19 protein-coding genes and 1 riboswitch are annotated in these 21297 nt (G+C 71.6%); of the genes, 9 read left to right on the forward strand and 10 right to left on the reverse strand.

Annotation, left to right across the window (positions count from 1 at the left end):
- Positions 1–53: 53 nt before the first annotated feature.
- A complete protein-coding gene (locus CcI49_RS33065; RefSeq protein ID WP_076833216.1) occupies positions 54–419 on the reverse strand; it encodes a nuclear transport factor 2 family protein in 366 nt (121 codons plus the stop codon).
- Positions 420–651: 232 nt separating this feature from the next.
- Here CcI49_RS33065 and CcI49_RS33070 point away from each other — a divergent pair, with 232 nt between their 5' ends.
- Genes CcI49_RS33070 through CcI49_RS33080 form a run of 3 tightly spaced genes read left to right on the forward strand, consistent with a single transcriptional unit; the run spans position 652 to position 2521 of the window.
- Complete coding sequence (locus CcI49_RS33070; protein WP_054565551.1) at positions 652–1965, forward strand: DUF2252 domain-containing protein; 1314 nt, start codon at positions 652–654, stop codon at positions 1963–1965.
- A gap of 59 nt (positions 1966–2024) precedes the next feature.
- Positions 2025–2270, forward strand: a complete 246-nt coding sequence (locus CcI49_RS33075) for a type II toxin-antitoxin system Phd/YefM family antitoxin (RefSeq protein ID WP_054565552.1) — start codon at positions 2025–2027, stop codon at positions 2268–2270.
- A complete protein-coding gene (locus tag CcI49_RS33080; protein ID WP_054565553.1) occupies positions 2270–2521 on the forward strand; it encodes a Txe/YoeB family addiction module toxin in 252 nt (83 codons plus the stop codon). Before CcI49_RS33075 ends, CcI49_RS33080 begins: the two co-directional genes overlap by 1 nt.
- On the opposite strand, the gene CcI49_RS33085 is transcribed toward CcI49_RS33080, so the two are convergent.
- On the reverse strand, positions 2435–3640 hold the full coding sequence (locus CcI49_RS33085; protein ID WP_241840373.1) for a WYL domain-containing protein: 1206 nt from the start codon (positions 3638–3640) through the stop codon (positions 2435–2437). The two genes, CcI49_RS33080 and CcI49_RS33085, sit on opposite strands and share 87 nt — an antisense overlap.
- 199 nt (positions 3641–3839) lie before the next feature.
- On the opposite strand from CcI49_RS33085, the gene CcI49_RS33090 reads away from it, so the two are divergent.
- The 4 genes from CcI49_RS33090 (at position 3840) to CcI49_RS33105 (ending at position 11646) form a co-directional block, all read left to right on the forward strand.
- Entirely contained in the window at positions 3840–4196 is a 357-nt protein-coding gene (locus tag CcI49_RS33090) for a VOC family protein (protein ID WP_083473201.1), read from the forward strand.
- A gap of 518 nt (positions 4197–4714) precedes the next feature.
- A complete protein-coding gene (locus CcI49_RS33095; protein ID WP_241840374.1) occupies positions 4715–5539 on the forward strand; it encodes an alpha/beta hydrolase in 825 nt (274 codons plus the stop codon).
- Between the two features lie 221 nt (positions 5540–5760).
- A riboswitch (S-adenosyl-L-homocysteine riboswitch) is annotated at positions 5761–5852 on the forward strand.
- Between the two features lie 118 nt (positions 5853–5970).
- On the forward strand, positions 5971–9705 hold the full coding sequence (gene metH / locus CcI49_RS33100) for a methionine synthase (protein WP_116437566.1): 3735 nt from the start codon (positions 5971–5973) through the stop codon (positions 9703–9705).
- Between the two features lie 246 nt (positions 9706–9951).
- Positions 9952–11646 carry a DNA polymerase ligase N-terminal domain-containing protein gene (locus CcI49_RS33105; protein ID WP_076833320.1) on the forward strand — a complete coding sequence of 565 codons (1695 nt, stop codon included), beginning with the start codon at positions 9952–9954 and terminating at the stop codon, positions 11644–11646.
- Positions 11647–11717: 71 nt separating this feature from the next.
- On the opposite strand, the gene CcI49_RS33110 is transcribed toward CcI49_RS33105, so the two are convergent.
- From CcI49_RS33110 to CcI49_RS33135, 6 genes are all read right to left on the reverse strand, one after another.
- A complete protein-coding gene (locus CcI49_RS33110; protein ID WP_054565556.1) occupies positions 11718–12008 on the reverse strand; it encodes an EthD family reductase in 291 nt (96 codons plus the stop codon).
- Positions 11953–13014, reverse strand: a complete 1062-nt coding sequence (locus CcI49_RS33115; protein ID WP_235497786.1) for an adenylate cyclase — start codon at positions 13012–13014, stop codon at positions 11953–11955. The genes CcI49_RS33110 and CcI49_RS33115 overlap by 56 nt, the downstream gene beginning before the upstream one ends.
- 142 nt (positions 13015–13156) lie before the next feature.
- Positions 13157–13351, reverse strand: a complete 195-nt coding sequence (locus CcI49_RS33120; RefSeq protein ID WP_035952675.1) for a ferredoxin — start codon at positions 13349–13351, stop codon at positions 13157–13159.
- A gap of 136 nt (positions 13352–13487) precedes the next feature.
- Positions 13488–14321 (reverse strand): TauD/TfdA family dioxygenase, encoded by an 834-nt coding sequence (locus CcI49_RS33125; RefSeq protein WP_054565558.1) that lies wholly within the window; start codon positions 14319–14321, stop codon positions 13488–13490.
- A 102-nt stretch (positions 14322–14423) separates the two neighbouring features.
- Complete coding sequence (locus tag CcI49_RS33130; RefSeq protein WP_076833227.1) at positions 14424–15002, reverse strand: carboxymuconolactone decarboxylase family protein; 579 nt, start codon at positions 15000–15002, stop codon at positions 14424–14426.
- Between the two features lie 974 nt (positions 15003–15976).
- Positions 15977–16855 carry an NAD(P)-dependent oxidoreductase gene (locus CcI49_RS33135; RefSeq protein WP_076833230.1) on the reverse strand — a complete coding sequence of 293 codons (879 nt, stop codon included), beginning with the start codon at positions 16853–16855 and terminating at the stop codon, positions 15977–15979.
- Positions 16856–17066: 211 nt separating this feature from the next.
- Here CcI49_RS33135 and CcI49_RS33140 point away from each other — a divergent pair, with 211 nt between their 5' ends.
- Together CcI49_RS33140 and CcI49_RS33145 are read left to right on the forward strand one after the other, a co-directional pair.
- Positions 17067–17867, forward strand: a complete 801-nt coding sequence (locus tag CcI49_RS33140) for a TetR/AcrR family transcriptional regulator (protein WP_083749859.1) — start codon at positions 17067–17069, stop codon at positions 17865–17867.
- A gap of 67 nt (positions 17868–17934) precedes the next feature.
- Positions 17935–18696: an SDR family NAD(P)-dependent oxidoreductase gene (locus CcI49_RS33145; protein ID WP_076833327.1), complete on the forward strand. Its 762-nt coding sequence runs from the start codon at positions 17935–17937 to the stop codon at positions 18694–18696.
- Between the two features lie 161 nt (positions 18697–18857).
- On the opposite strand, the gene CcI49_RS33150 is transcribed toward CcI49_RS33145, so the two are convergent.
- Both CcI49_RS33150 and CcI49_RS33155 read right to left on the reverse strand, forming a co-directional pair.
- On the reverse strand, positions 18858–20156 hold the full coding sequence (locus CcI49_RS33150) for an acyl-CoA dehydrogenase family protein (RefSeq protein WP_054565561.1): 1299 nt from the start codon (positions 20154–20156) through the stop codon (positions 18858–18860).
- Positions 20153–21295, reverse strand: a complete 1143-nt coding sequence (locus CcI49_RS33155; protein WP_054565562.1) for an acyl-CoA dehydrogenase family protein — start codon at positions 21293–21295, stop codon at positions 20153–20155. Before CcI49_RS33155 ends, CcI49_RS33150 begins: the two co-directional genes overlap by 4 nt.
- Positions 21296–21297: the final 2 nt, after the last annotated feature.

A 21297-nucleotide genomic window follows, 5' to 3' on the forward strand; every position in this document is an offset into this window, starting at 1 on the left:
CGACCTGCCGCTCAGGTGGACAGGCCCGCCGCTCAGGTAGACAGGCCCGCCGCTCAGGTGGGCAGGCAGGTGTAGTGGGYGACGACCTTGGTGATCAGGCCGTCGGCGTCGACGAACAGGACGTCGGCGACGAGCCGGCCACCGACGCCCCGCATGTAGATCAGGATGCTGTCGAGGCCACGCATGACGTCGACGATCTCGAACCGCAGGCCGGGGTTCGCGGCGAGGGCGGTCTCGAAATAGGTGCGTGCCTCGCCCCGGCCCCGCACCAGGTTGCTGCCGACGAGCTTCTCGGCGAGCGGGGAGACGAATTCGACGTCCGCGCTGTATAGGGCGAGGATCCGGTCGAGATCATGCGTGTTCCAGACCGCGATGTGGTGCTCGGCGAACTCGACTGCGCTCTTCTCCGTCCACGGCATGCCGGCAGTCTCCCCTGTTTCGCACCGCGGCGGTCCGCGGTCCGCGGTCCGCGTCCGGCGATCTCGGCGGAGGTGTCGTGTGGGGCGCGGGTCATGGCGGGCCCTGGGCCAGCGCACGTGCCGGCGGGCGCTGGCATGCTGGGACGGGCGACGCGCGGCCACCACGCGCGGCCCACGCCGGAAGTCGTGCGACGACGCGATGACGCGATCAGGTGAGAAGGAGCCACAGCGAATGACGACGTCCGCTGCCGGTGCCGACCGTGCCCAGGTGATCGGGGACGTGTTCGGGGCGGCCTTCGGTGAGCTGATGGCCGCGGAGCCCGGTGCCTTCCGCCGCAAGTTCCGGAAGATGGCGGCCTCGCCGTTCGCCTTCTACCGGGGTTCGGCCGCGCTGTTCTACACCGATATCAACGGCCTGGACGACCCGTTCCTGAACGAGCGGACGAGCCGGGTCTGGATTCACGGTGATCTGCATGCGGAGAACTTCGGCACCTACATGAGCAGCAACGGCGTGCTCGTGTTCAACGTCAACGACTTCGACGAGGCGTACGTCGGGCCGTTCACCTGGGACCTGCGCCGCCTGGTGGCGAGCCTCGCCCTGCTCGGCCGGGCGAAGGCGCTCAGCGACGCCGTCATCACCGACCTGGTCGAGGCGTGCGTCGGCGCCTACCAGGAGAAGATCCGCGCCCTCGCCGAGGGCGGCTCGTCGGCCGACCTGCTGACCCGGACGTCCACCGAGGGTGTGGTGCACGCCTTCCTGCAGACCGCGCGGCGTGCCACCCGGGTCGCCCTGCTCGACGAGCTGACCGTGGTCGAGAACTACGACCGCCGTTTCGCCCACGTCGACGGCGTCAGCGCGGTGGACGACGAGACCCGCGCGAAGGTCATCGCCGCCTTCGACCGCTACCTGGCGACGGTGCCGCCGGGCCGGCGCACCCGCCCGGTGGAGCTGACGGTGAAGGATGTCGTGCTGCGGCGCGGGGTGGGTATCGGCAGTGCCGGGCTGCCGTCCTACAGCATCCTCGTCGAGGGGCACACCGAGGCACTGGACAACGACGTCGTGCTGTACATGAAGCAGGCACAGAGCCCGGCGGTAAGCAGGTTCGTCCCCGACGAGCGGATCGCCGGCTACTTCCACCACCAGGGGCACCGCACCGCGGTGTCACAGCGGGCGCTGCAGGCCGACAGCGACTCCTGGCTGGGCTACTCCGAGCTGGACGGGATCGGTCAGCTCGTCGCCGAGGTCTCCCCGTACGCCCAGGACCTCGACTGGTCCGAGGTCAACGAGCGCGACGAGATGCTGGGCCTGGTCGCCGACCTCGGCCGGTCGACCGCCCGGATGCACGCGGTCGCCGACGACGAGAGCGACCACGACCTGGTGAGCTTCTCCACCGAGGACGCCATCCACGAGGCGATCTCGGCGGACCCGAAGGGGTTCACCCTCGCCATGGTCGAGTTCGCCCACGACTACGGAGCCCAGGTCCACCGCGACCACGCCCTGTTCGTCGACATGTTCCGCAACGGCCAGCTCATCGACGTCGACTGAGCCTGCACCCCAGGACCTAGTGGTACCGTTTCCTGTACCACTAGGTCCTGGGAGTTGCCATGGCTGTCACCGCCAGCGAGGCCCGCAAGCGCCTGTTCCCACTGATCGAGCAGGTCAACGCGGACCAGGAGCCGGTTGAGATCGTCTCCAGGCACGGCACGGCCTTCCTGGTGTCCGAGCAGCAGTTCCGGTCCATGCAGGAGACCGCCTACCTGCAGCGCTCACCCGCCAACGCCGCACGCCTGGCCGCCAGCATCGCCGAGGCGGCGGCCGGTGCCGTGGAGGAACACGAGCTACGGGACTGATGCGGGTCGTTTTCACGTCCCAGGCCTGGGACGACTACACATCGTGGGCGGACGACCGGAAGATGCTGCGCCGCATCAATCGCCTGATCGAGGAGTCCGCGCGCGACCCGGCGATCGGCATCGGCAAGCCGGAGCCGCTGACGCAGAACCTGTCAGGCTTCTGGTCACGACGGATCACAGACGAGCACCGTCTGGTCTACCAGGTGCGCGGTGACGACCTGATCATCATCCAGGTCCGCTACCGCTACTGATCCTTCTCCCTCTCTCGCCGGGCGGGCGTAGAGGGCCGTGAGGGCCGCCGCGGCCATGGTCATCGCCTCGCGCAACTCCGGTGGCTCCAGGACCTCCACCTCGGCGCCGAGAACGAGCAGGTCTCCACGGGCGTGCCGGATCGACTCGATCGGCAGCCGCGCGCGGACCCATCCGTCCGCGTCCGGCGTCTGCGCCGTGCTCCGCAGGGCCCTCATCACGGCGGGTGCGAGCCGGAAAGGCGCCATCCGCAGGCCTTCCGGGGAGAACCGCACGGTGGCCGTCGCCCGGTAGACATCCGCCTCGTAACGAGCCGTCCACCCGGCCCAGAATGCAGCCAGATCGAAATCGTCCGGACGCGGGAACGTGCCCGGCAGCGTCTCCAGGTGGTGGATCTTCCCGACCCGGTAGACCCGGACGGCATCCCCGGCGACGGCACCGGCACCGGCACCGGCCTTGGCTGCAGTCGCAGTCGCAGTCGCAGTCGCAGTCGCAGTCGCAGTCGCAGTCGCAGTCGCAGTCGCAGTCGCAGTCGCAGTCGCAGTCGCAGTCGCAGTCGCAGCGACCAGGTACCAGGTACCGCTCTTGAGGACAACGCCGAGCGGCTCCACGTCCCGCACCACCTCCTGGGGGGAGCGCCAGCGCAGGTAGGTGAGCCGCAGCGGGCGGCACTCCCAGACCGCCCCGGCCACCTCGGCCAGGTGCGGCACGGGTTCGACGTCCCGGAACCAGCCCGGCGCGTCGAGGTGGAACAGTCGTCGGGCGTGCTGGGCCCGCTGCCGGTTACCGGACGGGAGCGCGGCGAGCAGTTTGCGTTCGACGGCGGCCGCGCCCGGGCCGAAGCCGAGCGCCTCGGCCGCGGCGGGGAGCCCGGCCAGCGGCAGCGAGTCCGACTCGCCCGCGGTCAGGCCCGTCAGGCTGGTGCGATAGCCGCCCAGCAGCCGGTAGCCGCCCGTCGACCCGCGCTCGGCCACCACCGGGATACCGGCCCCGGCCAGCGACTCCACATCCCGGTAGACGGTGCGGACCGACACCGCCAGCTCGTCGGCGATCTCCCGGGCCGTCAGCCGCCCCCGTGCCTGCAGCAGGAGCAGGACCGAGAGCAGGCGATCTGCGCGCACCGGCCCATCATCCGCCGCGATACCTGACAGAGGAAGTCAGATATCGCCGTCAGGATGGGACGGCGGCGGTGCTCCTGGTAGTGGCACCGGCGCGTTCCGACACCGTTGAGCAGAGACGAGCAGAGGTGGACCAGTGAGCGAAGCGACTGGACCGGTGGGAACAAAAGCGACGAGCACGGGCGTGAGCTGGCTCGGGCTGATGCTGGACTGCCCCGACGCGAAAGCCCTGGCGGAGTTCTACGGCGAGTTGACCGGCTGGGGTGTGGGCGGTGCTGACGAAGCGGGTGCCTGGGCGTATCTGACACCTCCGGGTACCGAGATCATGTTCGGGTTCCAGCGGGTGGAGGGCTACCAGCCGCCCCGCTGGCCGGACCAGTCCGCCCCGCAGCAGTTCCATCTCGACTTCCGGGTCACGGATCTGGCGGCCTCGCTTGAGCTGGCCGAGAAGCTCGGCGCGACGCAGGCCGAGTTCCAGCCGGGCGGGGACCGCTGGCGGGTGCTGCTCGACCCGGTCGGTCACCCGTTCTGCCTCTGCCCCCCGGCGCCTTCGGCCTGACCCCGAGCCCCACCGCCACTGCCGCCGACCGAGGCCGCCGCTCCCGAGCAAGAAGGGAGGACTATGGCTGCGACAGCAACCGAAATCCTCCCTTCTTGCGGCTTATCAAGCGACTCCGCGTTCCCTTTGTCGCTATTGGCGTGGATTGCGCGCGCAGCGCCGTGACGCGGGATCCCCGGCGGTCGGCGGGCGGCGGGTGGGCACGGACCACCAGGTCAGGTTTCGGTGGCCTGGGCTCCCGCCACTCCTCGGGGATCTCGCGACGCACTCCGGAACGACGAAGATCGCCCGCCCTTTCCTTTGTTTCCCATGTTTCCCATGCGCCGTGCCCCCCGTGTTTCCCGGGCCCCTGTTTCCCGTGCCGCGTGCCCCGTGCGCCATGGCCTCGTCAGGCCCGGGCCGGACTCGATCGGAGCCTCCGCGCCCGCGTGAACGGCTAACGTCCACGATGAAACGGTCGGGTCGGGAATCGGGCCGGGATGCCGCGGCGGCGCTCGGAGCGGATGCGGGGGATGTGGGTGTCGGTACAGGCAGCGGGACCACGGGCCGGGGCGGCTCGGGCTTCGGCGGCGCGCACGGTGACGGTCGGCGTCGGCGGTGCGTCCAACGAGGTCATCGTGGTCGGGGATGGGGAGCCCGTGGTCCTGGTCGCGCATGCCTGGGGCGCGTCGGCGCGGGTCATGCTGCCGACCGCGCTGGGCCTGCCCGGGACGAAGGTCGTCGTCAACTTCCGCGGCTACGGCGGCTCGTCACCGCGGCCCAACGGCTGGACGTACCCGGAGCTCGCCGACGAGCTGGCCGCTGTCGCCGCCGAGTTCGGGGCGACGGCCGCCGTCGGGCAGAGCATGGGGGCGGGGGCGCTGCTGGCGCTGGCCGCCCGGGAGCCGGGACTGTTCACGACGCTGGCGCTGCTGCTTCCACCGGCGCTGGACGAACCGATCCCGCCGGACGTCCTGGAGATCTTCCGGCGGATCCACCTCGCCCGGCACGGCGGTGACGAGGACGAGCTGCGCGCCGAGATCGCCACCTCCATGACCTCGCAGCTGCACGGAGTGCGGGGCTTCGACGTGTACCTGCGCGCCTACGCGCTGATGCTGACGGCATGCTCGCCGCCGACGGAGCTGCCGGGGAACGCCCCGCTCGCCGACCGCGCGGCGCTGGCCCGGGTGGGCGCGCGGGCGCTGGTCGTCGGGCAGGACGGCGATCTCATCCACCGCACCGAGGTCGTGGGCGAGGTCGCGGCTGCCCTCCCGCACGCCCGGACGCACGTCTTCCCGGCGACCGCGCCGATGTGGAGCGACCGCCGAGCCCTGCGCGCTCTGCTGACCGCACACTTCGGCTGACCGCACACTTCGGCTGACCGCGCACTTCGGCTGACCGCGCACTTCGGCTGACCGCGCACTTCGCCACCGGGCCAGCGGACCGCTGACACCACCCCCGGCTGCCCTCGCAGCCTGCCCTCCCACCACGGCGAGGTCCGCCGGCCTGGGGCCGGTATGTGCCGATGTGGCCGCCGTCAGCCAGGTTCCGCAGGCCCCAAAGGGCACCGTGTAGGGTCTTGTGTCAGGTCGAGGGGCGCTGCAACGGACGGGTTCCGCAACGGGCCAAGGTCCGCCACGCTCGGCTGGAACCTCTCCGTAAGGGCGCCTCCCCCCACAGGGAGGTGTGTGTCTTGGCGGTGTCCGGAACCCTCGACAACCTGGTGAGCGGTGCCAGCGCGGATTCCCCCGGTACCGGCCCCTCCGGCACACCCGGTGCACCCGGCGCGGGTGCCATCACCGCGAGTGAGCGGGCACTGCGGGAGCTGCTCGGGCAGCGGGTCGCCGTCCTCGACGGGGCCTGGGGCACGATGCTGCAGAACGCCGGCCTCACCCCCGCCGACTACCGCACCGAGCGGTTCGCGGACCATCCGAAGGACGTCACCGGCGACCCGGACCTGCTGAACCTGACCCGGCCGGACGTCATCCTCGACGTGCACCGGCAGTACCTGGCCGCGGGCGCGGACATCACGACCACGAACACGTTCACCGCCACCAGCATCGGGCAGGCCGACTACGGCCTGGAGTCGCTGGTGCGGGAGATGAACGTGCAGGGGGCGCGGCTGGCCCGCCAGGCCGCCGACGAGGCGGCGCAGATGTCCGGTACCCGGCGGTTCGTCGCCGGGTCGATCGGGCCGCTGAACGTCACCCTGTCGCTGTCGCCGCGGGTGGAGGACCCGGCCTACCGGGCGGTGACCTTCGATCAGGTGAAGGCCTCCTACGCCGAGCAGATCGCGGCGCTGGCCGAGGGCGGCGTCGACCTGCTCCTCATCGAGACGATCTTCGACACGCTGAACGCGAAGGCGGCGATCGCGGCGGCCCGCGAGGTCGCCCCGCAGCTGCCGCTGTGGATCTCCGTGACGATCGTCGACATGAGCGGGCGGACGCTGTCCGGGCAGACCGTCGAGGCGTTCTGGAGCTCGATCGCGCACGCCGAGCCGCTGGTCGTCGGGGTGAACTGCTCGCTCGGCGCCGAGGAGATGCGCCCGCACGTCGCCGACCTGGCCCGCCTCGCCGGCACGTTCACCGCCTGCCACCCGAACGCCGGCCTGCCGAACGCGTTCGGCGGCTACGACCAGACCCCGGAGGAGGCGGGCCGGCTCATCGGCGGGTTCGCCGCCGAGGGCCTGGTCAACGTGGTCGGCGGCTGCTGCGGAACGACGCCCGCGCACATCGCGCGGATCGCCGAGTCGGTGCGGGGCACCGCGCCGCGCGCGCTGCCGGAGCTGCCGGCGACAACCCGGTTCAGCGGCCTGGAGCCGTTCGAGATCGGCCCGGACACCGGCTTCGTCATGATCGGCGAGCGGACCAACGTGACCGGTTCGGCGCGGTTCCGCCGGCTGATCGAGGCCGACGACTACCAGGCCGCGATCGACGTGGCGCTGGAGCAGGTGCGCGGCGGGGCGAACCTGCTGGACGTCAACATGGACGCCGACCTGCTCGACAGCGAGCGGGCGATGACCACGTTCCTGAACCTGCTGGCCACCGAGCCGGAGGCCGCCCGCCTTCCCATCATGATCGACAGCTCGCGCTGGAGCGTGCTCGAGGCGGGGCTGCGCTGCGTGCAGGGCAAGGGCGTCGTCAACTCGATCAGCCTCAAGGAGGGCGAGGAGCCCTTCCTGGCGCAGGCGCGGCGCATCCGCGACTTCGGCGCCGGCGTGGTCGTGATGGCCTTCGACGAGCAGGGCCAGGCCGACACCACCGAGCGCAAGGTCGCGATCTGCGCCCGCGCCTACGACCTGCTCACGCAGAAGGTCGGCTTCCCGGCGACGGACATCATCTTCGACCCGAACGTGCTCGCGGTGGCCACCGGCATCGCCGAGCACAACGGCTACGCCAAGGCGTTCATCGACGCGCTGCCGCAGATCAAGCAGCGCTGCCCCGGGGTGCGCATCTCCGGCGGCATCTCGAACCTGTCGTTCTCCTTCCGCGGCAACGACGTCGTCCGCGAGGCGATGCACTCGGCGTTCCTGCTGCACGCGGTGCGCGCCGGCCTCGACATGGGCATCGTCAACGCCGGTCAGCTCGCGGTGTACGCGGACATCCCCGCCGACCTGCTGGAGCTGGTCGAGGACGTCCTGTTCGACCGCCGCGACGACGCCACCGACCGCCTCGTCGCGTTCGCCGAGACGGTGAGCGGCAGCGGCACGAAGCGCGTCGTGGACCTCTCCTGGCGCGAGGCACCGGTCGCGCAGCGGCTCTCGCACGCGCTCGTGCACGGCATCGTCGACTTCATCGAGGCCGACACGGAGGAGGCCCGCGCGGTGGCGGCCCGCCCCCTCGACGTGATCGAGGGCCCGTTGATGGACGGGATGAAGATCGTCGGCGACCTGTTCGGCTCCGGGAAGATGTTCCTGCCGCAGGTGGTCAAGTCCGCCCGGGTGATGAAGCGCTCCGTCGCCTACCTGGAGCCGTTCATGGAGGCGGAGAAGCAGGCGCTGCTCGCCGCCGGCGGTTCCGTGGACGCCGACGCGGGCCGCCGCGGCAACGGCCGGGTGGTGATGGCGACCGTCAAGGGCGACGTCCACGACATCGGCAAGAACATCGTCGGCGTGGTGCTGGGCTGCAACAACTACGAGGTCATCGACCTGGGCGTGATGGTCCCGGCGAAGGTCATCCTCGACACGGCGGTGGCCGAGGGCGCGGACGCGATCGGCCTGTCCGGGCTGATCACCCCGTCGCTGGACGAGATGGTCGCGGTGGCCGCCGAGATGCAGCGCCGCGGGCTGAAGCTGCCGCTGCTGATCGGCGGTGCGACCACGTCCCGCCAGCACACCGCGGTGCGCATCGCGCCCGCCTACGACGGCACGACCGTCCACGTGCTGGACGCCTCCCGGGTCGTCGGTGTGGTCTCCGACCTGCTGGACGACGACCGGGCCGCCGAGCTCGCCATCCGCAACCGCGCCGAGCAGCAGGAGCTGCGTGAGGCGCACGAGCGGCGCCAGCAGCAGCCGCTGCTCACCCTGGCCCAGGCCCGGGCGAACCGTGAGCAGGTCTCGTTCGACGACCTGCCCGTGCCCGCGTTCACCGGGCTGCGGGTCGTGCGCCCGGGGCTCGCCGAGCTGCGCGCGATGATCGACTGGCAGTTCTTCTTCCTCGCCTGGGAGGTCAAGGGCAAGTACCCGGCGATCCTGGAGCAGCCGGTCGCCCGCGAGCTGTACGACGACGGGAACGCGCTGCTCGACCAGATCATCGCGGACGGCAGCCTGCGGGCCGAGGGCGTGTACGGCTTCTGGCCGGCCGTCGCCGACGGCGACGACCTCCTCGTCGACGTCGCCACGGCCGGCGCTGGCACATCGGGCACTGGCACATCGGGCGCTGGCGCGGCCGGCGCCGCCGCCACGGTCGAGCCGACCGTCTCGGCCACCGACGGCCGGCTTCGGCTGGCGATGCTGCGCCAGCAGACGGCCAAGCCGGCCGGCCGGCCCAACCGCAGCCTCGCCGACTACGTGGCTCCGGCCGGCGACCACCTCGGCGCGTTCGCGGTGGCCATCCACGGCGCGGACGTCCTCGCCGCCGAGTACGAGGCCCGCCAGGACGACTACCGGTCGATCATGGTGAAGGCGCTGGCCGACCGGCTGGCGGAGGCGTTCGCCGAGTACGTCCACCTCGAGGCCCGGCGGGCCTGGTTCGAGCCGGGCTCCGAGCCCGCGCTGGAGGACCTGCACGCCGAGCGGTTCCGCGGCATCCGGCCCGCGTTCGGCTACCCGGCGAGCCCGGACCACAGCGAGAAGCGGCCACTGTTCGACCTGGTCGGCGCGGACCAGGTCGGCATGGGGCTGACCGAGTCGTTCGCGATGACCCCCGCCTCCGCCGTCAGCGGCATCATCTTCGCGAACCCGGCGGCGCGCTACTTCACCGTCGGGCGCATCGGCCGCGACCAGGTCGAGGACTACGCCACCCGGCGCGGCATGAGCATCACCGAGGTCGAGAAGTGGCTGCGCCCCAACCTCGCCTACGACCCGCAGTAGTAGTCGGTCGTCGCACCGCGCTGCCGCGGGTCGTTGCGCCTGGCCGCTGCCATGGTGTGGGATCCGCGGTGGCGGGGTGGTCCGGGTGCCGGGGGCGGCCCGCGCCGGGCCCCTCCGGGCGGGAGGCGCCAGGTGGGCAGGTCGTCCGGACCGAACGAGCGGTCCGGCGGATCCCGGCGGCCGGGGCGCTCCGACCCGCCGGAGCCACCGGAGCAGGCGGAGCCCGCGGAGCAGGCGCCCGATCGGCTGGGACACTACCGGCGCAGGCGGGACTTCCAGGCCACCCCGGAGCCCACCGGCGACGGTGCGGGCCCCGGCCCTGACGGCGCGGCACGCTTCGTCGTGCAGCGGCACCGTGCCCGCAGGCTGCACTACGACCTGCGGTTCGAGATGGGCGGGGTGCTTGCCAGCTGGGCGGTCCCCCGCGGCCCGACCCTGGATCCCGCGGTGCGGCGGATGGCCGTGCACGTCGAGGACCATCCCGTCGAGTACCTGGACTTCGAAGGGGTGATCCCGGCCGGGCAGTACGGCTCCGGCGATGTGATCGTGTGGGACATCGGCAGCTGGGTCCCGCACGGGACGGATGATCCGGTCGCGGCGGTCGCCGCGGGGGAACTGCACGCGGATGTGTTCGGGCGGAAGCTGCGGGGCCGGCTCGTGCTGATCCGTCAGCAGGAGCCGCGGTGGCTGCTGCTGCACAAGCGGGACGCACAGGCGGTGCCCGGCTGGAACCCGGAGCAGCACCCGCGGTCGGTGCTCAGCGGTCGTACCAATGACGAGGTCCGCGCCGTGCCTGACCGGATCTGGCGTTCCGGTGCATCCACGGCGCAGGCCACCGAGCGGACCCGCGCACCCGCGCCCGGACGCGCCGCCGACGCCACCATCACCACCACCGACGGCACCGCCACCCACGCCGACGCCGCCACCGACGCGACGGATGGTTCAGGGACAGCGGGCGGCGCCGGGGCCGGTGCGGCGCCGCCCGCGGTGCGCCCCCCGGGGGACGACGAGCTGCGGGCGCTCGACGACCTGGGGGCGAACGGTGTCTGGGAGGTCTTCGGCCGGCCGCTGCGCCTCACCAATCTCGACAAGGTGCTGTTCCCGGCGGGAACGGAACGGCCTGCGGCCACCAAACGGGATCTCGTGCGCTACGCGGCCCTGATCGCGCCGACCGTGCTGCCGTACCTCACCGGCCGGGCTCTGAACATGCACCGTTTCCCGAGCGGGGCGCAGGCTCCCGGTTTCTGGCACAAGCAGGTCCCGGCGCACGCGCCCGACTGGGTCACCCGCTGGCATCCCCCCGGGGCCACCGCCGGCCGGACCACCGAGCACCTGGTCGTGGACTCACCGGCGACGCTGGTCTGGGCGGCCAACTTCGGGGCGCTGGAATGGCACGCCTGGACGGCGCCGGTGACCGCCGCGGAGCAGCCGTCCTACGCGCTCATCGACCTGGACCCGGGGACGGGCACAGCCTGGGAGGACGTCCTGGTGCTGGCCCGGCTGCACCGCACAGCGCTCGCGCACCTCGCCGTGCGGGCCGGGGTCAAGGTCACCGGACGCCGGGGCCTGCAGATCTGGGTTCCCGTCGCGCCCGGGCCGGGCTTCGAGCAGACCCGGGACTGGGTCGAGCGGCTCTCCCGGGCGGTCGGCGCCGTCGTCCCCGAGCTGGTGAGCTGGAAGTGGGAGGTGCGCGAGCGGGCCGGGCGTGCCCGGCTCGACTACACGCAGAACGCGCGGAACAAGACGCTGGTCGCCCCGTACAGCCCGCGCGCCGCCGCGGGTGCGCCGGTGTCGGCGCCGATCGACTGGGACGAGCTCGACGACCCGACGCTTCGCCCCGACAGCTTCACGATCCGCACGGTACTGGCTCGTCTCGCCGAGCGCGGCGACCCCTTCCGCGTCGTGCTCGACGGCGGTCAGCCGCTGCCACCGGTGGCCTGATTCACGCAGGCCAAGCAAGCAGACCCAGGCACAGGCACAGGCGGCTGCACCGGAACCTCAGCCCGGGTCGCTCAGTCGTCGCCCTCGATCTGGCTGATCTGCATGACCGGGGTGATCGTGGTGTAGTTCGACAGGTCGGAGGCGATCGCGGTGCTGTCGGCCTTCATCGCCGTGCTGAGGGCGTCCATCGAGTCGAAGCGGAAGTGCGCCGCCGCCACGTAGGGCCCGCGGATGCCCCGGTCGACCTCCACCTGGGTCAGCCCCCACATCCTGCAGGCCATCGGGATGTGCTTGTTCAGGTAGTAGTCATGGTCGAACGTCGCGCCCTCGGTCTTCGGGTACAGCACGCTGAGCCGGATCACGGCGATGGCCTCCTCGCTCGCGGCGCGCGCCGGATGCGTCGCCTTTTTCCCAGCTTCCCGCAGATCCCCCGATCGGCGCATCTTTCGTGGCAGACCGGGCCCGCCCGGCGGCCGCGAAGTAGTCCAGCGTGGCGCGCGTCTTGGTCTGCTGCGGGCCAGTGAGGTCCACCCCGTGCCGGCGCAGGACGTCGGCGGTGCGGGCGGCGACCCGCAGGGCCTCGGTGGGGGCGCAGCGGGTCGACAGCTCGACGATGCGGGAGCCGTCGGGGTAGGTCCACCGCTCGACGAGCAGGCGGCGACCCAGCCCGTCCGGGCGGATCTTGGCCCGGCGCACGTCCACCGGGCCGAACACCCGCAGCTGGTCGAGGTCGAGACCGGTGGGCAGGCGGGCGCTGAGCAGGCGCAGCTGCGGGCGGGTGAACAGGCGGTGCAGGCCCCGGCCCTGGGCCATCACCCGTTCGACGTCGTCGGCGCCGAGGCGGGCCCGCAGCGCGCCGGAGCAGACGTAGTAGCCGGGCATTCCGTCGACCTCGACGACGAAGTCCTTCGATCGGCGCAGCCGCCGGGAGACGTCGCCGGGAACCATCGGACGCAGCTTGACCACCGCGTCGTCCGGGCCGCCGACGATGCTGCGGACCCGGGCGACCGCGCCGTTGCGGTGCAGGGCGCGGTCCGCGGTGTCGAGGTAGAAGACCCGCTGCCGACGGCCTCGGGTGAAGTCGACACCGAGCGCCGCGCAACAGCTGTCGTGGGCGTCCACCGGGACGACCAGCTTCAGCTCGACCCGGTCCACCTCGCTGGCGAGCTCCAGCAGCCGATCGAGCTCCTTGTCGGGCAGCTGCCAGAACCGCTGGGCGGCCAGCCGCCGCCGAGCCGACCGGGCTCCGCTCGCCGCCATGGACCCGGCCTGCGCCCGACCGCGGGAAGGGCCACGCGACAGGCCGGGCAGGCCGGACGCGCGGGACACCCGCAGCACGCGCAGAGCGCCGGGACGGTGAGGTTTCATTGTGAATGATCGTAGAGAAGCGGGCGGCAATTCACCCAGCAAAGGGGCTCATTTTTCTTTCAGCCTGGGCTTGACAGGAGGAAATACGTGCACGGGCGGACGTGCCGCCCGTGGTCCCGGTCAGCTCCCCCGCGGATCGGGCTCAGTCGTCGGCGAGGCTGATGGCCTGCTTCGGGCAGGCCGCGACGGCCGCCTTCAGGTCGGCGCGCAGGTCCTCGCCGGGCTCCTCGTCCAGGATCACCAGATAGTCGTTGTCGTCCAGCTCGAACACCGACGGCGCGATGCCCACGCACAGCGCGTTGCTCTCACACAGCTTGAAATCGACTACTACTCGCATGCTGACCTCCGTCAGACAGACAGTCCGGACCCGGATGACGCCCGCTGTCCCCCCGGCGCCGGCTTCCGCCGCCGCCAGGGCGTCCGATGGACGCCATCCTCGTCATCCTTGCGCGCACCTGCTCGGTGTGCGGAGGTCAGGCTACGACCTCTTCGCCTACGAGGGTGGTTCGGTGCATCAGTCTGCGGGACGTAGCGGTGTACGGAATCGCCCGGTGCAGCATGCCGGTGTTGTCCCAGATGACCAGGTCACCCGGGCGCCAGTGGTGGCGCAGGACGAACCGGGGCTCCGTCGACCAGGCCAGCAGCCGGTCGAGCAGGGCCCTGCTCTCCTCCTCCGGCCAGCCGACGACGTGGCTGGCGGTGACCCCGACCAGCAGGGACTTGCGGCCACTGCGGCGGGTCCAGACCAGCGGGTGCTCCCGGCTGGGCACCCGGGCCCACAGCGCCCGGGTCCTCTCCGACGCGTCCGGCTCGGCGAGGCGCTGGGAGGCCGCGAAGCTGTGCACGACGCGCAGCGTGGCGAACTGGGCCTTCTCCTCGTCGGTCAGGGCGTCGTAGGCGGCGTAGGTGTTCGCGAACTCGGTGTCGCCGCCCTCGTCGGAGACCTGGCGCGCCGTCAGCAGGGTGGCCTTCTGCGGCAGCTCGTCGTTCGCGCCGTCGATGTGCCAGAAGAACGTGCCCCTGCGGTACGCGGCGAGCACGCTCTCGGCCGGGTCAAGGGTGATCTTCGAGACCTCGGGGAGCCCGTCGATCCCGCCCGTCGGCGCGACCACGACGGTGCCGAGCAGGCGGCTGAAGGCGACCAGATCGGCGTCGTCGATGTTCAGCTCGCGGTAGACCACCACGCCGTGCTTCTCCAGCAGCGCCTGGCACTGGGCCGCCGCCACCGGATCGACGAGCTGGTGACCCGCCAGGCCGGCGACCTCGACGCCGACCTCGGGGCTGATCGCGGACACGGTCGCGGCCATGGCAACTCCTACTCGGATCGTGCTGTCTGGATCGTCCGTGCGGTACCGCCCCGGCCGGGCGCCGGGGCGGCGGGCCGTTCTCGGCGATGGCTCGCGACGCGCTCAGTCGTGGCTCTCGTGGAGGTCGTCGTCGAGCGGCAGGTCGAACGAGCTCATCATCATCGCCAGCATGTCGTAGGTGCCGGTCGTGAAGATGATGTCGAGCAGCTGCTGGACGTCGAGCTTGCCGGCGAGGAACTCCCACGTCGTCGCGCTGATCCCGCCGTCAATGATCAGCTCGTCGACGGCACGGAGCAGCGCCGCGTCCAGCGGGTCCAGGAAGGGGGCGTCCGGGCCCCACGCGATACGCGCGATCTCGGCGTCGGTGAGGCCGAGATCGCGGGCCATGATCACATGCTGGGCCCACTCGTAGGCGACCTTGCGCACCGTCGCCACCCGCAGAACGATCATCTCCCGCTGGCGCAGCGTGAGCGTCGTGCCGCGCAGGATGTGGCCGTTGAACGTGAAGAACGCATGCGCCAGCTCGGGATGGTGGGCCATCGTTCCCAGCGTGTTCAGGGCCTTCGAGCGCCCCTCGGTGGGCAGCGGAGGATGCCGGGGCGCCGCCGGGGTCATCGCCGCGAGGGCCGCGCGCATCTCCTTCGGCCACTCCCGCAGGGGACGCGGTTCGATCCGTGCCATGTCGACGGCTCCTCTGCCCTCAAACCCAGAACATGCCCTTGAACCCAGCACACGCCCGACAACCAACCGTGATAGCCGTCACACCGGACGCCTTCAGGCCATCATCCCCGAGCCCGGCCCCGGAGGCACGCGATTGATCGAGCCTGTCCGGCAGATCGATCGGAGCCCATGCGATCACAGCCGATTCGACCGACCCGCGATACTGCGGCCAAAAAATGCCTATCACCTGGGCTTCAGCTGGTCAAGAGCCGCGGATTCGACCTTCAGCCGGCCATCGGGACGGGTTCGGCAGCACCCGCACTGGCCGCTCTTACCATAGCGCTCCCAGCCGCTGTAAGGAAGTCTGAGAGAACCTCATATGTCTGGTTCGAGAATGACACCACCACGCACCTGTACCCCCACCCTGGGCTCACGGTGAGGCCTGGACCGGGGCCGAACCGCACGCCCGCGACAGGGCTCCGCAGCCGGCCGCGGACGACACCTGACCCGACTTCCTTCTGCCGGTTTTGACATGTCAGTTGAATTCTTTGAATATGAGAAGCTTCTTTCCGCTCGATGTCGAAGCATTCCGGCAGCCGCGCCCGGCGGCACGACAAGATCTCCGGGCGAAGTTTCCCGATCGGTTCCGGAGGAATTCCGCAGGAACTCCTCGGCCGTATCTTTGCCAGCCACCAGTTTCATTCGGCGGCGGCATCCAGGACGCTTCCCGGATTTCTGCACACTTCCTCACCGAGGCCTCCCCGGGAAGGCACGGGCTCCGACTCGCCCCCTGCCGACACCGGGGCAAGGACCCAGAGGATTTCGGCCGCCGGAGATCCTGCCGCACAATCCCCGCCGCACCCACCTAGCCACAGCTCGAAGATCCGAGGATTCTGGCTGTTCTGTCGAGGCTCAGGATTTCGCCACACGCTCTGGAAAGACCAGAATCTTCGACTCCTCCGGCTCCGGCCGTGGGGTGCGTGGGTGCCGCGGGTTCAGCCGCCCCGGACGAAGGGGTAGATCCGGGTGAAGTCGGCCCCGGCCTCGGCGGCGGCGAACTGCTTCCACAGCCGCGCCGTGACCGGAGCGACCACCGGGGTGCGGCCGACCTCGCCGACGGCCTCCAGGTACAGCGCCACGTCCTTGGCCATCAGCGTGTTGGCGAAGCCGGCGGCGTAGCGCCCGGTGAGCACGTGGTGGGGGAACTTGTCGCTGGTCGCCGTGTTCTGGCCACTGGCAGCGTTCAGGACGTCCAGCATGGTGGCCATGTCGAGCCCGGCCGCGGTGCCGAACGCGACAGCCTCGCTGGTGGCGATGAGCGCGGTGGCGGAGAGGAAGTTGTTCGCCAGCTTGAGCGCCTGGGCGAGCCCCGGCCGCGCGCCGACCCGCCGGCACCGGTCGCTCAGACCGGCGAGAACAGGCCCGACCGCCGTGCAGTCGTCATCCGAGCCGGCGAACATCACCGCGATCGTGCGGGCGCGGGCCCCCGCGACACCGCCCGACACCGGGGCGTCGACATAGCCGATGCCCGCGCCGGCCAGCAGTGCCGCCACCTGCCGTGCCGCCGCCACCCCGATCGTCGAGGTGTCCACGACCCGGGTGACCCGCCGGGGCGACCGCCCGGCGATCCGCTCGGCGACCTGGTGGCTGGCCGCGCCGTCGGGAAGGCTGAGCACCACGACCTCGGCCCGCCCGGCGACCTCGGCGACCCCGCCGGCGCCGGCGGCACCGGACGGCACCCGCTCCGGACCGGCCGGGTCGAACGCCACGACCTCGTGCCCCGCGGCGACCAGGTTCGCGGCCAGGGCCCCGCCCATGCTGCCCAGGCCGACGAAGCCGACCACCGGCCGGCCACCCGAACCCGCGTCCGTCATCGCACGTCCCTCCCGCCGCCGTCTCCCGCGGCCCCAGCCCCGGCGCAGCCACAGCCACAGCCACAGCCAAAAGTACACGTCTACGTATATTTGACGTTCATCACAGCAGAGGCTGGCGGGGACGGCAAGCGGCAGGAGCCTCGCAGGCCGTCCTGCCGGACGATCAGCGCAACGGCTTGACAATAAGTATACGCATCGGTGTACTTGTCGCATGAGGTCGGAGGCCGAGGCCATCGAGGTCGGCACCAGCGGAGCGAGTACCCCGCAGGCGCGCACCACCCGGGCCGGCGCCGTTAGGGCCGACACCAGCGGTCCCGGCACCACCGATCCCGGTACCACCGGGGCCGGGGCGGCGGGGCGGTCCCGCACCGGGCGGCCGACACCGACCGAGGCCGCCGAGATCACCGCACGCCTCCGTCGGGCGGCCGTCGAGATCTTCCTGCGGGACGGCTACGACCGGACCACGATGGAGGCGGTCGCGCAGGCCGCGGGGATCACCAAGCGCACCCTCTACGCCCGCTTCCCCGACAAGCGGACCCTGTTCCTCTCCGTGATCTCCTGGGCGCTCGCCCGGCACGAGAACGACCCGGTCGAGCTCGACACGGTGCCCGACGACCTGGCCGAGGGCCTGACCGTCATCGCCCGGTCGCTGCTGGCCCGGGCGGTCGACCCCGACCTCGTCGCACTGCACCGGATGGCGATCGCCGAGGCGGCGCGGTTCCCCGAGTTCGCCGCACATTCCCGCACGCTCGCCTGGTCGCCGCGGCTGCAGGCGGTCATGAGCCTGCTGCGCCGGCACATCGAGCGGGGCACGATCGTCGTCGACGACGTCGAGATCGCCGCCGAGCAGTTCATCGCCCTCGTCAGCATGTCTCCGGCCTGGCTCGCCACGTTCGGCGTCACTCGGGATCCCGAGGTCAGCGAGCGGCACCTGCGCCACGCGGTCGCGCTCTTCCTCAACGGAGTGCGCCGCCGGGACGACGCCGGCCTTCCGGCGTCGCGGTCACGTTGACGTCTGACGCGCTGACGCGCCGGCGGGTTTCCTCGCCGGCGACCACCCAGGAAAGGACGTGATCGAGATGGCCGGGAACCCTGCCGGCAAGGTCGCCGTCGTCACCGGTGGCGCCTCGGGGATCGGCCGCGCCTGCGCGGTACGCCTCGCCCAGGACGGCGCCCGGGTGGCGGTGCTCGACCTCAACGGCGGCGAGGCCGAGGGCGTCGCCGAGGAGATCCGGGCAGCCGGCGGGACGGCCCTGTCCGCCACGGTCGACGTCGCGGACCGCGCGAACATCGACCAGGCCCTGGCCGACGTCCGCGAGCGCCTCGGCCCGGTCGCCATCCTGGTCAACTCGGCCGGCAAGGAGGGCTTCAAGCGCTTCCTCGACATCACGATCGAGTCCTGGACGTCGATCCTCACCGTCAACCTGACCGGGACGTTCCACTGCTGCCAGGCCGTCGTCCCCGACATGGTCGAGGCCGGATGGGGCCGGATCGTCAACATCTCCTCCTCCAGCGCCCACAGCGGCCAGCCGTACATGACCCACTACGTCGCCTCGAAGGCGGGCGTGATGGGCTTCACGAAGGCGCTCGCGCTGGAGCTCGGTCCGGCCGGCATCACCGTCAACACGATTCCGCCCGGGTTCATCGACACCCCGATGACCCGCCGCAACGAGGAGCGGGGCTTCTTCGGCTCGACCGTCGACGAGCTCGCGGCCCGCACACCGGTCCGCCGCGCGGGGCTGCCGCAGGACATCGCCGCGGCCTGCTCGTTCCTCGTCTCCGAGGAGGCCGGCTACATCACCGGCCAGGTCATCGGTGTCAACGGCGGCCGCAACACCTGAGCCGGCCGGCCGGGCCGCCGACCACGCCGACGGCCACGCCGCCGTCAGCAGGCGGCTGACCGGGCGGATTGTGGCCGGCTGACCGGGCCGAGCAGAACGAGCGCGGGCCCCGTCCGGAATGTTCCGGACGGGGCCCGCGTCGCTGTACAGGTGCGCGCCGGTCAGCGGCGGCTGGAACCGCCCCGCGGGACGTCGCGGAACGCGACCCCGCGGTCCAGCGCCTGCTCCCGCGGCATGCCGAGCACCCGCTCGGACACGACGTTGCGGGCCATCTCGGTGGTGCCACCGCCGATGCAGCTCACCTGCCGCAGCAGGTAGTCGTTGCCGCATTCGGCGGTCGCGCCGTCGGCATCCTCCCAGGCCGCGCCCGTGCCGCCGGCGATCTCGAAGGCCAGCGTCGTCGTCCGCGCGGCGACCACACCGGTGAACAGCCGCCCGACGGCCGCCGACTGGTCCGGGATCCGGCCGGAGCGCAGGCCGGCGGCGACCCGCTCCTGCAGGGCGTGGGTGACGACGTCGAGGGTGCGGCCCTCACCGATGAGGTCCCGGGCCAGCGGGTCGTCGAGGCGGCCCGCGTCCCGGGCGATCTCGACGAGGTGGGCGGCGCGGATACTGCCGCGTGCCCCGCCCTTGGGAATGGTGACCAGGGGCGAGTTGTGCAGCATGCGCTCGTGGAACATCCACCGGGTGCCGACGGTCCAGCCGTCGTCGATGTTGCCGACCCGGTCGGAGTCCGGCACCCGCACGTCGGTGATGAACTCCTGGCAGAACTCCTTGTTGCCGTTGAGCATCTCGATGCGGTTCACCTCGATGCCGTCCTGGTGGATCGGCAGGATGAAGACCGTCAGTCCACGGTGCTTCGGCACGTCCCAGTTCGTGCGGGCGAGCACCAGGCCCCAGTCGGACCACCAGGCGCCGGTCGTCCAGATCTTGGAGCCGTTGAGGATCCAGTCGTCACCGTCCCGGACCGCCGTGGTCAGCGCCGCGGCGACATCCGAGCCCGCGCTCGGCTCGGACAGGAACTGCATCCACAGTTCCTCGCCCCGCAGGATCGCCGGGATGTGGCGGCGCTTCTGCTCCTCGGTGCCGAAGTCCAGGAGCACCGCGGCGCACGGCGAGAAGGTCGGCGCCTGGATCTCCGACGGGTACTCGTACCCGGAGATCTCCTCGCTGAAGGCGGCCTGGTGCTCGGGGGTGAGGCCCTGCCCGCCGTACTCCTTGGGGAAGCAGATGCCGGCGAAACCCGCGTCGAAGAACATCCGCTGGATCTCGCGCTGGCGAGCGATGGAGGCGAGCTCCTCCTCATCGCTGTGGCTGGCCCGCATCACGCCGACCAGGGCGTCCGCTGAGAGCGGCGCCAGGTTCGAGCGGATCCAGTTCCGCGCCCGGAGCCGGAAGCTCTCGACGTCCTCGATGTCGCTCGCCGTCGCGGCGCTGCCGCCTGTCGCGCCCGTGCTCATGCTGACCTCTCCTTGAGGTGCTCGACCACACCGGCGATGCGCTGCCGGTGCTCGGCCGGTGTTCCGAACAGTGCCCGGTCAAGCACGACCCGGCGCAGGTAGAGGTGCAGGTCGTGCTCGAAGGTCACACCGATGCCACCGTGCATCTGGACGCAGTCCTGCAGCAGCTCGGACCCGTAGTCGCCGATGAACGCCTTGGCGATGCTGACCAGCTCGGCCGCGTCGGGCGACTGGGCGTCCACCGCGGCGGCCGCCTTGTCACTGATGGCGTGCGCCGCCTCCAGCCACGACTTCATGTCCGCGAAGCGGTGCTTGAGCTCCTGGTAGGAGGCCAGCGGCCGACCGAACGAGTAGCGCTCGAAAGCCCACTGGACGGTCAGGTCGAACGCGGTCTGCATCGCGCCGACGCTCTCCGCGGTCAGGATCACCAGCGCGATCTGGAGCTGGCGCTCCACCTGCTCCGCGGCACCGCCCAGCTCACCGACGACGGCGCTGCGCGGCACCCGCACACCGTCGAACCGCACCGTCGAGAAGCGCCGGGTCAGGTCGACCGTCTTCAGCGGGGTGATCGTGATCCCGGGTGCGTCGGTCGGGACCAGCACCTGGGTGAGGCCCTCCTCGGAGCGCCCGGTGACCAGCAGGTACCCGGCCTGGGCGGCCGACTCGACCGGCCGCTTCACCCCGTCGAGGACAATCTCGTCGCCGTCGACCCGGCAGGTCAGCGTGACCGTGCCCAGCCGGTCGTTCGGCGCCGGCTCCGTGTGCGCCCACGACGCGATGGTCTCCCCGGCCAGCAGCCCCTCCAGGACCGCCAGGTGCGCCTCACCGCCGGCCGCGCTCAGCGCCGCGGCGACGACGTTCGCCGACGCCAGCGGGCCCGGGGCCGACCGCACGCCGAACTCGTAGGCGGCGATCGTCAGGTCGACCAGGGGCGACCCGCTGATCGACCCACCGCCGTGTTCCTCCGACACCAGCAGGGACGTCCAGCCGAGCTCCGCCCCGGCCTGCCAGTAGCCCGCGTCGAAGCCGGCGGGGTCGTCACGAAGCGCCCTGATCCGGTCGACCGGGACGCGGTCGGTCAGATACCGGGCCGTCGCCTCCCGCAGGACTTCCTGATCAGCGTCCAACTCCAGCAGCACAG

The organism is Frankia sp. CcI49 (genome assembly GCF_001983215.1).
GTDB lineage: Bacteria > Actinomycetota > Actinomycetes > Frankiales > Frankiaceae > Parafrankia > Parafrankia irregularis.